Genomic DNA, 14,192 nt, shown 5'->3' with positions numbered 1-14,192 from the left:
GCTCCTTACGAATTGCGGAAGTCTGTGTCGTCGCGCCCGTTGACCGAAGGCTCAGTCGTGGGAGTGCAGCGGCTTGCCGGCGAGCGCCAGGTGCGCCTCGCCCATCGCCTCGTTCTGCGTCGGGTGGGCGTGGATGAGCTGGGCGACCTCGGCCGGCAGCGCCTCCCAGTTGTAGATCAGCTGGGCCTCGCCGACCTGCTCACCCATGCGGTCGCCGACCATGTGGACGCCGACCACGGCACCGTCCTTCACCTGGACGAGCTTGATCTCGCCCGCGGTGTTGAGGATCTTGCTCTTGCCGTTGCCCGCCAGGTTGTACTTCAGAGCGACGACCTTGTCCGCGCCGTAGATCTCCTTGGCCTTGGCCTCGGTGATACCGACGGAGGCGACCTCCGGGTGGCAGTACGTCACCCGCGGGACACCGTCGTAGTCGATCGGAACGACCTTCAGACCGGCCAGACGCTCCGCCACCAGCATGCCCTCGGCGAAGCCGACGTGCGCGAGCTGGAGCGTCGGGACCAGGTCACCGACGGCGGAGACGGTCGGGACGTTGGTCCGCATGTACTCGTCGACCAGGACGTAGCCACGGTCCATGGCGACGCCCTGCTCCTCGTAGCCCAGGCCCTGCGAGACCGGGCCGCGGCCGACGGCGACGAGGAGCAGCTCGGCCTCGAACTCCTTGCCGTCCGCCAGGGTGACCTTCACGCCGTCCTGGGTGTACTCGGCCTTCTGGAAGAAGGTGCCGAGGCTGAACTTGATGCCGCGCTTGCGGAACGCGCGCTCAAGAAGCTTCGAAGAGTTCTCGTCCTCGACCGGGACGAGGTGCTTCAGGCCCTCGACGACCGTGACGTCCGAGCCGAAGGACTTCCACGCCGATGCGAACTCGACGCCGATGACACCGCCGCCCAGGATGATCGCGGACTTCGGCACGCGGTCCAGGACGAGGGCGTGGTCGGAGGAGATGATCCGGTTGCCGTCGATCTCCAGGCCCGGCAGCGACTTCGGCACGGAGCCGGTCGCCAGCAGGACGTGGCGGCCCTGGATGCGCTGGCCGTTGACGTCGACGGAGGTGGGGGAGGACAGCCGGCCCTCACCCTCGATGTAGGTCACCTTGCGGGACGCGATCAGACCCTGCAGGCCCTTGTACAGGCCGGCGATGACGCCGTCCTTGTACTTGTGGACGGCGGGGACGTCGATGCCCTCGAAGGTGGCCTTGACGCCGAACTGCTCGCTCTCGCGGGCCTGGTCCGCGACCTCGCCCGCGTGCAGCAGGGCCTTGGTGGGGATGCAACCCCGGTGCAGGCAGGTGCCGCCGACCTTGTCCTTCTCGATCAGGGCGACGTCCAGGCCCAGCTGCGCCCCGCGCAGGGCCGCGGCGTAACCACCGCTACCACCGCCGAGGATCACTAGGTCGAAAACGGTGCTGGCGTCGTTCGCCACGTCACGTCCTCCATGCATGTGCGCCTTACGCCGATCTCCTATGACCGGCGGGCGGCTGGTGTCCGGCCGCTTGATGCTTCGGCCCTTCGGTGGGGGCCCTGTCCTGCCGGGCTCCATCTTTGCACTTGTTCGAGGCGGACGAGACGCCGGGCTGGAGTGTGAGACACCCCACGTCCCCTTGAAATGAACAGGGCCGCGGCCGACCTGAAGGGGCGCGGGGAACTGCGCGAACAGCCCCCACGCCCCTTCAGGGCGCCGTACGACGGGTGGAACCGGGCTAGTGGGCGACCATCAGCCCAGGTCACCCGCAGCTGTGAGTTCCGCCAGCCGCACCAGCGTCCGTACAGCGGAACCCGTGCCTCCCTTGGGCGTGTACCCGAACGGCCCACCCTCGTTGAACGCCGGGCCGGCGATGTCGAGGTGCGCCCAGGTGATCCCCTCGCCCACGAACTCGCGCAGGAAGAGACCGGCGACCAGCCCGCCGCCCATCCGCTCGCCCATGTTCGCGAGGTCGGCGACCTGGGACTCCATGCCCTTGCGCAGGTGCTCCGGCAGCGGCATCGGCCAGGCCGGCTCGCCGACCTCCTCCGCCGCCTCGAACAGCGTGGAGCGGAACGCCTCGTCGTTGGCCATGACACCGAACGTCCGGCTGCCCAGCGCCAGCATCATCGCGCCGGTGAGGGTCGCGACGTCCACGATCGCGTCCGGCTTCTCCTGCGAGGCCGCCCACAGCGCGTCCGCCAGGACCAGGCGGCCCTCCGCGTCGGTGTTGAGGACCTCGACGGTCTTGCCGCTGTACATGCGCAGGACGTCACCGGGGCGGGTGGCGTTGCCCGACGGCATGTTCTCCGCCAGCGCCAGCCAGCCGGTGACGCTGACCTCCAGGCCGAGGCGCGCGGCGGCGACGACCGCGGCGAACACGGCGGCGGCACCGCTCATGTCGCACTTCATCGTCTCGTTGTGCCCGGCCGGCTTCAGCGAGATGCCGCCCGAGTCGTAGGTGATGCCCTTGCCGACGAACGCGAGGTGCTTGTCGGCCTTCGGGTGCGTGTACGACAGCTTGACCAGGCGCGGGCCCGCGGCCGAGCCGCCGCCGACGCCGAGGATGCCGCCGTAGCCGCCCTTGGCCAGGGCCTTCTCGTCGAGCACCTGCACCTTGATGCCGTGCTCCTTGGCCGCGGCCTGCGCCTCGGCGGCGAACGCCGCCGGGTTGAGGTCGTTCGGCGGCATGTTGATCAGGTCGCGGGCGCGGTTCAGCTCCTCGGAGACGGCGAGGGCGCGGGCGACGGCCGCCTTGTGGGCGGCGTCGCGCGGCTTGCCGCCGAGCAGCGCGGCCTCGGCCAGCGGCGCCTTGCCGTTCCTGGCCTTGGCGTCCTTGCCGTTCTCCTTGTAGACGTCGAAGGAGTACGCGCCGAGCAGCACGCCCTCGCCGATCGCGCCGACGGCGCCCGGACCGTCGATCGGCAGCGCGAACGCGGCCTTCTTCGAGCCGGCGAGCGCGCGGGCGGCGACACCGGCGGCCTTGCGCAGGGCCTCGGCGGTGTAGCCCTCGTCCTCGCTCTTGGCGTCCGGCTCCGCGCCCAGGCCGACCGCCACGACGATCGGGGCCTTGAAGCCGGCCGGTGCGGGCAGCTTCGTCAGCTCGCCCTCGGCACCCGAGGCACCGAGGGTCTCCAGGACGCCGGCCAGCCTGCCGTCGTACGCCTTGTCCACGGCCTCGGCGCCCGGCGCCACGACGAGGTCCCCAGACCTGGATCCAGTGCCCTTGGCGACACCGATCACGATCGCGTCGGCCCGCAGGCCGGGCGCCGCTGCGGTGCTGAGAGTCAGAGCAGTCACGGTGGTGAATTCTCGCTTCCGATGTGAAGTTGCTGTGGCCGTTGCGAATCCTCGGTCGCCCTGTAGGGAGACCGCCGCAAGGGGTGGGTCGACCGGGCCCGAGAGCCGACCCTGGGTCCAAACCTGGGCGCAGGTGGCAACCGGGGCCTTCACCCTGTCGGCGAACACCCGGGACGAGACTACGCGCGTGTGCGCCCTCGCTCATTCCTGCGGGTGTTCACCTGTGCGTGGCGGCGTGGCCATTTCCGCCTCCCGCACCCCGGGGAACGCGCCATGGTCACGGCCGCCGGAATCGAGGAGTCCGGGGCCTAGGGGCGCTGGAACGCGCCCACGACGGACGTGCCCGCCAGCCGGTCGGCGAGGGAGCGGCGGCCGGGGAGGAACACCGGCAGCGCGTTGATGAGGAACAGCAGCACCGCTGTGGCCCACACCAGCACCGACAGCAGGAACCTGCCCTCGATCAGCAGGACGCAGGCCAGCGCGTACACGGCCACGTCGGCGGCGGTGGTGACGGCGGCCCGGCGCAGGGAGTGCCGGGACAGCCGGGGGGTGACGTGCAGGCCGAGCAGGCCCTTGCCGAGGGTCCGGCCGAGCAGGGTGAGGCAGGCCCACTGGTAGAGGAACGTGACGACGACGAGCGCGCCGAAGGCCTCCTCCACGTCCAGCACGATCTGGTCCCACAGGGACAGGCCGAGGTGCTCGGAGGCGCCGATGACGTCACCGCGCGAGGTCACCAGGTCGAGGCCGCCCTTCGTGGCCAGCGAGGGCACGTCGGTCACCAGGGCGCCGATTCTGTGGAAGGTGAGGATCGCGAGCAGGGCGGCTGCCGCCGCCACCAGCGCGAAGTCTATGGACCAGGCCAGGGTGCGGCGCAGCCTCAGCACGGATTCCCCCCGAATCACCAAACTGTTGTCCGTGTACGGGCGAAGATCCTAGCCGCTGGCGGCTTGCGCTAACGGCCGCAGGCCAGGACCACCAGGGCCGCGGTCGCCGCCGTCTCCTCCAGCGCCCCGAAGACATCCCCCGTCACCCCGCCGAACCGGCGCACGCACCGGCGCAGCAGGAGGTGTGCCGCGGTCAGGGCCAGCAGGACCGCGCCCGCGGCCTGCGCGGCGCCGTACGCGCCGAAGGCCGTGCCTGCGGCCGCCACGGCCGCCGTGACGAGGGCCGTGACCGCCAGTGCGGCCGGCACCGGGACCACCCCGGCGACCGCCGCGCCCAGGCCCTCCGGGCGGGCGGCCGGTACGCCGGTGCGGGCGGCGAGGGTGAGGGCCAGCCGGGCCGTGACCGCCGCGGTCACGGCCGCCGCGGCGCCCCGGGCCCAGGAGTCGCCGTAGAGCTGTGCCAGCACGGCGACCTGGGCCAGGAGCGCGAGCACGAGGGTGAGGACGCCGAACGGTCCGATGTCCGACTGCTTCATGATCCTCAGGGCGTCCTCGGCGGGCTTGCCGCTGCCCAGCCCGTCGGCGGTGTCGGCGAGCCCGTCGAGGTGCAGCCCGCGGGTCAGCGCGGCGGGTGCGGCGACGGAGGCGACGGCGGCGAGCAGCGGGCCGGCGCCCAGGAGGAGCAGGAGCAGCCCGAGTCCGGCCGCGCAGCCGCCGACGACCAGCCCGGCCACGGGGGCGTTCAGCATCCCGCCGCGGGCGGCCTGCCGGTCCCAGCGGTGCACCCGGACGGGCAGCACGGTCAGGGTGCCGAAGGCGAAGCGGAGGCCGTCGAGGGGGGAGGACTTGAGCACCGGCGAAGGTTACCCGGCGGTCCTGGAGCCGCCCGTCCCGCCCAGGGATAAGGTGCGCATATGGGGCACTGGTGGGTACGGAACATCGTCGAACCGGGCAAGCTCCCGCTGCTGCTCGCCCTCGCCGCCTTCATGTTCACCTTCCTCGTCACCCGGGTGATCACCCGTCTGATCCGGGCCGGCAAGGGCCCGTTCGGCAACGTCAGGGCGGGCGGGCTGCACATCCACCACGTCGTGCCCGGCGTCGTCCTCACCGTCGTCGGCGGTTTCGGCGCGGTCGCCAGCGACCGGCACGGCGCGGGCGCGGCCGTCGCCGCCGTGCTGTTCGGGATGGGCGCGGGTCTGGTGCTGGACGAGTTCGCGCTGATCCTGCACCTGGACGACGTCTACTGGACCGAGGAGGGCCGCAAGAGCGTCGAGATCGTCGTGCTCACGGCCGCGCTCGTCGGGCTGCTGCTCGCCGGGTTCTCCCCGTTCGGCGTCAACGACCTCACCCAGCAGGAGCTGCAGGACCGCGGCGGCGCCCTCACCACCATCGGCATGAACTTCCTGTTCGCGCTGATCGCCCTGAGCAAGGGCAAGGCGCGCATCGCGGTCTTCGGGGCGATCGTGCCGCTGGTCGCGCTCGTCGGCGCCGTACGGCTCGCCCGCCCCGGCTCCCCATGGGCCCGCCGCTTCTACGGCCGCCGCCCCCGCGCCCGCGCCAAGGCCGCCCTGCGCGCCTACCACCACGACCGCCGCTGGGCCCGGCCGCGCCGCACCCTTCAGGACCTTATCGGCGGCAGGCCCGACCCGCGTCCGGTCCGGCTGTCCGACCGCCGCTGACCGCGCCGCGACAGACTGCCGGACGCGCGGCGCAGCCGGAGTCGCAGCCGCCCACGGCGGTGCCGCACCGCCACCGCCAGGCACAGCACGCCCACCGCCATCAGCGCGGCCAGATGCTCCTTGCCCGCCAGGTTCTCCTTGATCAGCACCTCGGCGACCATGGCGACGGTCACCGCACCGGCCGTCGCGTAGGCGCCGTACCGCCAGGCCACGAACACGGCGAGCCCCACCACCGCAGCCGACGGACCGGTGTCCACCACCTGGGCGTCCGTCCACGGCAGCCCGAACGGGGCGTGCGCGCCGAGCGAGATGCCGACGCGCGCGTACAGGGTCCCGGCGAGCGTGGCGACGTAGGCGATGACCAGCGTCCGCCACCAGCCGATGCACACCTCGGAGATCCCGAACACCAGCAGGATCTGCGCCAGCGCGCCCCACACCGGCAGATCCAGCGCCGGCACGAACAGCGACAGGGGAGTGCGCAGCAGGGCCAGCCACAGCGGGTCCTCGGCCCGTACGGCGCCCGTGTTCTGCACGAGCTGATAGCCCCACGGCTGGTTCTGCACGTACTGGAGCAGGGCCGTCAGACCCACCGCCCCGACCGTCATCGGCAGCGCCCGCAGCTTCCGCTTCAGCAGGGCTTCCCGCACGGTGACGTACAGCAGCCCCCACTCCTCACGGGCCCAGCGGGCGAGGGTTCTCATCAGGCGTTCCTCAGCGGTGCGTGTCCAGGTGTCTGCGGTGCAGCCACTTCGGCAGTCCCGGCGCTTCCAGAAAGCCCTCCGCGCGGGCTGAGGCGAGGCCGATGCGCGGCAGGTCCGCGCTCTTCTCGAAGAGCAGGAACCGCGGCTCCCAGATGGGCCGGTACTTGGCGTTGGCGCGGTACAGCGACTCGATCTGCCACCAGCGGGAGAAGAAGCTGAGCAGCGACCGCCACAGCCTCAGCACCGGTCCGGCACCGAGGCGTGCGCCACGTTCGAAGACCGATCTGAACATCGCAAAGTTGAGTGAGACCTGCGTGATCCCGATCTCGTCGGCCCTGCGCAGCAGTTCGATGACCATGAACTCCATCAGCCCGTTGTCGGAGTCCCGGTCGCGGCGCATCAGGTCCAGGGACAGGCCGTGCGGCCCCCACGGCACGAACGACAGCAGGGCGCGCAGCCTCCCCCCGGCGTCCGTGCACTCCAGCAGCACGCACCGGCCGTCCTCGGGGTCCCCGAGCCGGCCGAGCGCCATGCTGAAGCCGCGCTCGGTCGCCCCGTCCCGCCAGTCGTCCGCCCGCTCGACGAGATATGCCATCTCGCCCGTCGAGACGGCCGGGATGTCCTCGTGCCGCCGGATCCGCACCTGGTACCCGGCCCGTTTCACCCGGTTGTACGCCTGCCGGACCGTCCGCATCGCCCGGCCCTCCAGCGTGAAGTCGGCGACCTCCACGATCGCCTCGTCGCCCAGCTCCAGCGCGTCCAGCCCGTGCCGGGCATAGATCGTCCCGGCCTCCTCGCTCGCCCCCATCACCGCCGGGATCCAGCCGTGCGCCCGCGCCTCGGCCAGCCACGGCGCGATCGCGCCCGGCCACGCCTCCGGATCGCCGAGCGGATCCCCGGACGCCAGGCTCACCCCGCCGACCACCCGGTAGGCGACGGCCGCCTTCCCGGTCGGCGACCACACCACGCTCTTCTCCCGGCGCAGCGCGAAGTAGCCCAGCGAGTCCCGCTCGCCGTGCCGCTCCAGCAGGGCCCGCAGCCGCTTCTCGTCGTCCTCGGTGAGCGGGTCGACGGCGCGCCGGGAGCGGAAGGCGGCGTAGAGCACGGCGAGGACGAGGGCCGTACTGAGCACGTTGATCGCGACGTTGGCCCAGTTCGGCGGGTCGATGCCGGGGAAGCGGGACTCGTCGGCCGCCACCGACACCAGCCGCAGGGTGCCGTAGTGCCAGCGCTCCAGGAAGGTCGAACGGGCCGCGTCCGGCGCCTGGTTGATCACCGTCACCAGCAGTCCGGCCAGCAGGCTCGCGGCCAGCCCGCCGCCGACCGCGACCGTCGCCGCGAGCCGCGGGTTGGAGCGGTCGCCCTTGGCGTAGAACTCGCGGCGACCCGTCACCAGCGCGCCGACGAAGGCGGTCGTGAGCCCCAGCGAGATCCAGTTCTGCGGGTACCGCCGCAGCTCCGGGAAGACCATGGCGAACGCGAACAGGGCGAGGAAGGCCCCGCTGAGCACGAGGTTCAGGATCCAGGCGGCCCGCTTTCTGCGCCGCATGGTGATCGCCAGGAACGCCGTGAAGACACCCGAGGCGAAGCCGGCCGTCAGCAGGTACGGCGTGAAGTAGTCGTCCTGGTTGTGCCGGCGCACGTCCTGGCCGAGCGAGACCCAGACCGCGCTGAGGAAGTTGATGAAGGCGACGGTCCGCAGATACCAGACAGCGAAGGCGGCGGCCCGCCGGGAGGCCCCGGTGGACCGCCGCCCCTCCTCCCTGGGGCGCCCCGGCTCGGCTTGCGACGGCACGGCAATTCGGGCATCTCCCATGGGTAAGGATCATATGGGGGCTGCCCTGGCGAACCCCACTTTTCCGCCGCAACGGCACCCGGCCGGGACGGCGTGGCCGGGTCCCTCACGCCCTCAAGGCGGTGGGAGGCGTGCCGAACCGGCCGAAACCCGACTACTCCTCGGTCACTTCCGGCTCCTTCTCGGCCTCCGGCTTCTCGGGAAGCTCCGCGGCCAACGCGGCAGCGCTGCGCACCAGCGGCAGGGCCAGCAGCGCACCCGCGCCCTCGCCGACCTTCACCCCCTGCTCCAGCAGCGGCTCCAGGGCCATCCGGTCCAGCGCCTTCGCCTGCCCCGGCTCCCCGCTGTCGTGCCCGGCCAGCCACCAGTCCGGCGCCCGGAAGGCGATCCGCTGCCCGACCAGCGCACACGCGGAGGCCACGACACCGTCCAGGATCACCGGCAGCTTCCGTACCGCGCACTGCAGCAGGAACCCGGTCATCGCCGCGAGGTCCGCCCCGCCCACCGTCGCCAGCAGCTGCAACTGGTCCCCGAGCACCGGCCGCGCCCGCCTGAGCGCGTCCCGGATCGCCGCGCACTTGCGCATCCATGCCAGGTCGTCGATCGCGAGTCCGCCCCGCCCGGTCACCACCGACGCGTCGGTCCCGCACAGCGCGGCGATCAGCACCGCCGCGGCCGTGGTCCCGCCCACGCTGATGTCACCGAGCACCACCAGGTCCGTACCCGAGTCGGCCTCCTCGTCGGCCACGGCGACACCCGCGCGCAGCGCCGCCTCGGCCTCCTCCAGGGTGAGGGCGTCCTCGATGTCGATACGGCCGCTGCCGCGCCGCACCCGGTGCCGTACGACATCCTCCGGGAAGGCGTCCGGAGCGCAGTCCAGGGCCATGTCCACGATCCGTACGGGCACCTCCTGGCGCCGCGCGAGCACGGACACCGGGCTCGCGCCCTCCAGCACCGCCCGCACCAGCTGCTCCGCGCCGCCCGCGGGCCGCGCCGAGACGCCCAGCTCGGCGATGCCGTGGTCACCGGCGAAGAGGATCACCCGCGGCCGCTCGACGGGCCGTACCGGTACGGCGCTCTGCGCGGCGGAAAGCCACTCACCCAGCTCGTCGAGGCGGCCCAGCGCCCCGGGCGGCACGATCTGGCGCTCCCGCCGGGCCTCGGCGTCACGGCGCACGCCCCCGTCCGGGCGCTCGATCAGATCGGTGAAGTCGTCCAGATTAAGCCTGCTCATTCGCCGAACAGTACCGCCAGAGAACGAACGCGCCCGCGCCACATGGCCACCACACACCCATGACGTCATTGCGCCCAAGATCGTGATCCCATACTTTCCGGTTTATAGCGGAATGTCGCTCAGGGAGCCGCCCATGTCGACCTCGCCCGTCACCCCGAAGCCCCTTCCCGGGAAGGGGAACCCCCCACACTCCTCCGACCCGTTCCTCGAACCGCGCCGAGAGACCTGCCCCTGGTGCGGTTCCGCACGGCTGCGCACCCGGCTGCGGGCGAAAGACCCGCTGCGGCACCGGCCGGGCGCGTTCGTCGTCGACCGGTGCCGGGACTGCGCCCACACCTTCCAGAACCCCCGGCTCACGGCGGAAGGCCTCGCCTTCTACCACCGGGACTTCTACGAACGGCACCTGGAGGAGTTCACCGCCCGCGTCCTGTCCGCCCGCGCGGTCAGCCGCCGGCACCGGGCCGCCGCGTACAAGCTGTCGGCGCTGGCCGAGGCGGAGAGCTGGCTGGACGTGGGCACCGGCCACGCCGGCTTCCCCGAGGCGGCGAAGGAGTTCTTCCCGTACACGAGCTTCGACGGCCTGGACCCCACGGCCCGGGTCCAGCAGGCGCAACTGGAGGAGCGGGTCGAGGAGGCCCACCGCGGCTACCTCACCACCCCCGGAACGACGGCCCGGCTGCGCGCCCGCTACGACGTCGTCAGCATGTTCCGCCATCTGGAGCACACGCCCGACCCGCGCGCCGAACTCCGCGCGGCCCTGGCGGTCCTCCGCCCCGGCGGCCACCTCGTCGTGGAAGTCGCCGACCCGCGCTGCGCGTTCGCCACGCTGCTCGGCAGACGCTGGCTCCCCTACGGCCAGCCCCGCCACCTGCACCTGGTGCCGCTGGCGAACCTGCGTGCGGAGCTGGTGTCCCTGGGCTGCACGATCCTCGTCACGGACCGCCGCGCCGCGCACATCCCCTACGACCTCTCAGGCGCCGTCGCCCTGGCCTCGGCCCGCAATGCCGTGCTGAGGTTTCTCGCGGCGCCTGTGCTGGCCGCGGCGTCCGCGGTGGAGCACTTGCTGGCCCCGCTGCTCCGCCACACCTCGTTCTCCAACGCCTACAGGATCGTGGCCCGCAAGCCCGTCCGCTGACCGCGGGCGGGCGCCCCGCCGGCGCGGGCACCCGCTCACCCCCGGAGCACCGACGCCTGCCCCGCCACCACCAGCACAACCTGCTCGCACTCGTCGGCGAACGCCGCGTTCAGCCGCCCCAGTTCATCCCGGTACCGCCGCCCGGACGCGGTCGCCGGCACGATCCCCGACCCCACCTCGTTGGACACGGCGACAACGGTCCGCCGAGTCCCGCGCACGGCGTCCGCCAGCTCCCGCACCCGCTCCCGCAGGGACTTCTCGCCCCCGCCCGCCCACTCCGCGTCGTCCCACGCCCCCACGGAGTCCATGACGTCGGTCAGCCACAGCGACAGACAGTCGATCAGCAACGGCGGCCCGTCCTCGCGCAGCAGCGGCACCAGGTCCGTCGTCTCCGTCGTACGCCAGGACCCCGGCCGCCGCTCCCGGTGCGCGGCCACCCGCTCCGCCCACTCGGTGTCCCCGCCGCGCGTCCCGCCCGTCGCGACGTACAGCACGTCCGGGAAGGACTCGAGTCGCCGCTCGGCCTCCACCGACTTGCCCGAGCGCGCCCCGCCCAGCACCAGCGTCCGGCGCGGTACGTCCGGCACGTCCTCGTACGCGCCGACCGCCAGCGTCGTACCGTCCGGCACCGCCCGCGCCCCGGCCGCCGCCAGCCGGCGCCGCAACTCCGCGCCGGGCGGCACATCGTGGTCGAGGTGGACGGCGACCACGTCCGTCGTCGCACCGGCCGAGCCGACCGCCCGCAGCCGGGCCAGCGCGTCCGGGCGGGTCACGACGTCCGCGAGGACCAGGTGGTACGGCTCCGCCGTCGCCGCCTCCAGACCCGCCGGCGCCCCGCCCGGCGGCAGATACAGCAGCCGCTGCCCGTCCGGCCCGGTCACCGCGTACCCGGTGCCGCCCGCGTCCATCGCCACGGCCCGCACCCGATGCCCCGTCAGCAGCGCCAACTCCCGCCCGTCCGGCACCCGCACGGGCTGCGGCAGCCCGGCCGGCACCTCCACCGCCGGACCGTCGTGCGGATGCGACAGCAGCACCTGCCGTACCCCGCTCAGCGAATGCCCGGCCCGCGCCGCCGCGAACGCCACGCCCGGCGTCAGGTCGAGCAGCAGCGTCCCGTCCACCAGCACGGCCGTCGCCGCCCGGGCGTCCGGCCCCAGCGCGGTCGCGCAGGCGGCACAGGGGCAGTCGGGGCGGGGCAGTCCGGCCGGGGCGCCGGTACCGAGCAGAGTCACTTCCACGGAATCGATTTTCGCCTGTCTGATCAGGTCTTGCGCTTCCGGCTAGTCTTCCAGCAGGTGTGGGATCAAAGGAGGCCCAGATGACGGCATGGACGTGGCGATTCGAGAAGGCCGACGGGACGGAGGTCCAGCCCCCGGTGCAGCCCGAGGAGTTCACCACGCAGGGGGATGCCGAGTCCTGGATCGGCGAGGAGTGGCGGGCGCTGCTGGACGGCGGTGTGGACCAGGCGCGGCTGTTCGAGGACGGCACCGAGATCTACGCGGGTCCGATGAGCCTTCACGCCGACGAGGGGTAACCGTCCCGAGGGGTACGGCGCGAGGGGTACGGCCCAGGGGCCGTACCCCTGCTCACTGCTCGCCCAGCGTCGCGTTCGCCGTTCTCTCGGCGCCGGCGCGCTGGTACGTCACCGTCGTCTTCTGGCCCGGCTTGTCCGCCGCCAGCGCCTCCGAGAGGGAGGTGATGGTGTTGATCGGCACGTCATCCAGCTTGGTGATGATGTCGCCCGGTCTGAGGCCCGCCTTGTCGGCCGAGCCGCCGCTCTTGACGCTGACCACGGCCACCCCGGCGGGCTGGTAGTGGTCGTCCACCACGGTCCGCGCGGTGATGCCGAGCGCGGCCCGCCCCGAGTCGACGACCTTGCCGTTCTTGATGATCTGGTCGGCGATCGTCTTCACCATGGACGCCGGGATGGCGAACCCGATGCCGGGTGCCGCGCTGCCCCCGAGGTCGGGGTCGGCGGCGGCGAGCGTCGGGATGCCGATGATCTGCCCGTCCAGGTTGACCAGGGCGCCGCCGCTGTTGCCGGGGTTGATGGCGGCCGAGGTCTGCACCATGTTCGCGATGGTCGCGCCCGTACCCCCGCCCGCGGTCTCGCTGACGGTCCGCCCGGTCGCCGAGACGATGCCCTGGGTCACGCTGGACGACAGCCCGAGCGGCGAGCCCATGGCCAGCACGATCTGGCCGACCTCCACCTTCTCGGAGTCGGCGAAGGTCGCCGCCCTGAGCCCGGACGGCACCTTGTCCAGCTTGATCACGGCCAGGTCCTGCTGCGGGTAGGAGTACACCAGGCTCGCGGTGAGCGGCTCCTCGCTGTTGGCCGTGGTCACCTTGAAGGTCTTCTCCGACCGGACCACGTGCGCGTTGGTGACGATGTGCCCCTTGTCGTCGTACACCACCCCGGAGCCCAGGTCGTGGCTCGCCTGGATCTGCACGACCGACGGCAGGACGTTCTTGATGACCTTCTGGTAGTCGCTCTGCAGATCGTTCGCGGCCATCGGCAGGGCCGCCCGCGCGGTCGCCGCGGTGTCGGTGTCGGTGTCCTGCGCGGCCGGGGATGCGGAGGGGGAGCAGCCGGCGGCGAGGACGGCGCAGCACACCAGCGCGGCGGCGGCCACGGCCCTGCCGAGGGCACGGGTACGGGAAGCGTCCATGTCCCGAGTCTCACCGGAGGGTGAGCGACCGGCCCGTGGTGTTGCCCCGAACGGGCTCAGCCCCGGACACCGCACAGGTGCAGCAGTGCCGCCACCCCGCGGTAGGGGTCGGTGCGCCCGGCCCGCTCCTCGGCTGCCAGCAGCGGCTCCAGGTCCTCCGGGACCGGCGCGTCGTCCGCGGCCGTGTCCGTGAAGACCCGCACGCCGTACCAGGCGTGCAGCGGGGCGGCGATCCCGGCGAGCGTGGCGCTGACGGAGGCCAGCCGGTCGGCCCGTACGTCCAGGCCGAGGCGGTTGCGGTAGGAGAGGGTGTCGAAGGCGGCCAGGGCGTCCGGCCAGTCGCCGGACAGGCCCGCGCGCATGGCGAGCGCGTCGCCGTTGCGGACGAGGAGGGACAGCAGCCCGCCGGGCGCGAGCATCCGGGCCAGGCCCGCCAGCAGCGGATCGGGCTCGTCGACGTACATCAGCACGCCGTGGCACAGCACCACGTCGAAGCCGCCCGGCAGAAAGTGCACACCGGTGTCCCGCCCGTCGCCCTCGACCAGCCGGACCCGCTCGCGGATACCCTCCGGCTGCGCGGCCAGCGCCTCGCGCGCGGCGGCGATCATCGTCGCGTCCTGCTCGACCCCGGTCACCTGATGACCGAGCCGGGCCAGCCGCAGCGCCTGCGTGCCCTGGCCCATGCCCACGTCGAGCACCCGCAGCCGCTGCCCGACCGGGAACCGCCCCGCTATCTGCTCGTCGAGCTGCCGGGCCACCAGCTCCTGGCGTACGACATCACGCAGGCTTCCCAGCTTGTTCAGCCAGGACTGGGCC

General features: G+C 72.7%; 13 protein-coding genes. 3 read left to right on the top strand and 10 right to left on the bottom strand.

The features are described from left to right. Positions 1-51: 51 nt before the first annotated feature. From lpdA to AB0L75_RS20670, 4 genes are all read right to left on the bottom strand, one after another. Positions 52-1,440, bottom strand: coding sequence for a dihydrolipoyl dehydrogenase (gene lpdA / locus AB0L75_RS20685; RefSeq protein ID WP_365182729.1), 1,389 nt, complete (start codon positions 1,438-1,440; stop codon positions 52-54). Between the two features lie 291 nt (positions 1,441-1,731). Continuing rightward, positions 1,732-3,279, bottom strand: a complete 1,548-nt coding sequence (locus AB0L75_RS20680) for a leucyl aminopeptidase (RefSeq protein ID WP_365182728.1) — start codon at positions 3,277-3,279, stop codon at positions 1,732-1,734. A gap of 308 nt (positions 3,280-3,587) precedes the next feature. Beyond that, positions 3,588-4,163: an RDD family protein gene (locus AB0L75_RS20675; protein ID WP_365182726.1), complete on the bottom strand. Its 576-nt coding sequence runs from the start codon at positions 4,161-4,163 to the stop codon at positions 3,588-3,590. Between the two features lie 68 nt (positions 4,164-4,231). Then, positions 4,232-5,017 (bottom strand): adenosylcobinamide-GDP ribazoletransferase, encoded by a 786-nt coding sequence (locus tag AB0L75_RS20670; RefSeq protein WP_365182724.1) that lies wholly within the window; start codon positions 5,015-5,017, stop codon positions 4,232-4,234. A 60-nt stretch (positions 5,018-5,077) separates the two neighbouring features. Here AB0L75_RS20670 and AB0L75_RS20665 point away from each other — a divergent pair, with 60 nt between their 5' ends. Beyond that, on the top strand, positions 5,078-5,842 hold the full coding sequence (locus tag AB0L75_RS20665) for a hypothetical protein (RefSeq protein ID WP_365182722.1): 765 nt from the start codon (positions 5,078-5,080) through the stop codon (positions 5,840-5,842). On the opposite strand, the gene AB0L75_RS20660 is transcribed toward AB0L75_RS20665, so the two are convergent. From AB0L75_RS20660 to cobT, 3 genes are all read right to left on the bottom strand, one after another. Further along, positions 5,782-6,543: a hypothetical protein gene (locus tag AB0L75_RS20660; protein ID WP_365182721.1), complete on the bottom strand. Its 762-nt coding sequence runs from the start codon at positions 6,541-6,543 to the stop codon at positions 5,782-5,784. The two genes, AB0L75_RS20665 and AB0L75_RS20660, sit on opposite strands and share 61 nt — an antisense overlap. Positions 6,544-6,553: 10 nt before the next feature. Further along, positions 6,554-8,359, bottom strand: a complete 1,806-nt coding sequence (locus AB0L75_RS20655; protein ID WP_365182719.1) for a phosphatidylglycerol lysyltransferase domain-containing protein — start codon at positions 8,357-8,359, stop codon at positions 6,554-6,556. 133 nt (positions 8,360-8,492) lie between these two features. Beyond that, complete coding sequence (gene cobT / locus AB0L75_RS20650; protein WP_365182717.1) at positions 8,493-9,572, bottom strand: nicotinate-nucleotide--dimethylbenzimidazole phosphoribosyltransferase; 1,080 nt, start codon at positions 9,570-9,572, stop codon at positions 8,493-8,495. Between the two features lie 133 nt (positions 9,573-9,705). Here cobT and AB0L75_RS20645 point away from each other — a divergent pair, with 133 nt between their 5' ends. After that, on the top strand, positions 9,706-10,707 hold the full coding sequence (locus AB0L75_RS20645; protein WP_365182715.1) for a class I SAM-dependent methyltransferase: 1,002 nt from the start codon (positions 9,706-9,708) through the stop codon (positions 10,705-10,707). A 35-nt stretch (positions 10,708-10,742) separates the two neighbouring features. On the opposite strand, the gene AB0L75_RS20640 is transcribed toward AB0L75_RS20645, so the two are convergent. Next, complete coding sequence (locus AB0L75_RS20640; protein WP_365182713.1) at positions 10,743-11,945, bottom strand: bifunctional adenosylcobinamide kinase/adenosylcobinamide-phosphate guanylyltransferase; 1,203 nt, start codon at positions 11,943-11,945, stop codon at positions 10,743-10,745. An 80-nt stretch (positions 11,946-12,025) separates the two neighbouring features. Between AB0L75_RS20640 and AB0L75_RS20635 the strand changes: the two genes are divergently transcribed. Beyond that, positions 12,026-12,241 carry a hypothetical protein gene (locus AB0L75_RS20635; RefSeq protein ID WP_365182711.1) on the top strand — a complete coding sequence of 72 codons (216 nt, stop codon included), beginning with the start codon at positions 12,026-12,028 and terminating at the stop codon, positions 12,239-12,241. A gap of 52 nt (positions 12,242-12,293) precedes the next feature. Here the strand turns inward: AB0L75_RS20635 and AB0L75_RS20630 are convergent, their stop codons facing one another. Further along, positions 12,294-13,376 (bottom strand): trypsin-like peptidase domain-containing protein, encoded by a 1,083-nt coding sequence (locus AB0L75_RS20630; protein ID WP_365182709.1) that lies wholly within the window; start codon positions 13,374-13,376, stop codon positions 12,294-12,296. A 56-nt stretch (positions 13,377-13,432) separates the two neighbouring features. After that, positions 13,433-14,134 (bottom strand): methyltransferase domain-containing protein, encoded by a 702-nt coding sequence (locus tag AB0L75_RS20625; protein WP_365182708.1) that lies wholly within the window; start codon positions 14,132-14,134, stop codon positions 13,433-13,435. Between the last annotated feature and the right edge of the window lie 58 nt (positions 14,135-14,192).

This window comes from Streptomyces sp. NPDC052101 (assembly GCF_040680235.1).
Lineage (GTDB): Bacteria > Actinomycetota > Actinomycetes > Streptomycetales > Streptomycetaceae > Streptomyces.
Note: the sequence above shows the minus strand (reverse complement) of the source record. Positions and strands in the feature narration are given on the sequence as shown.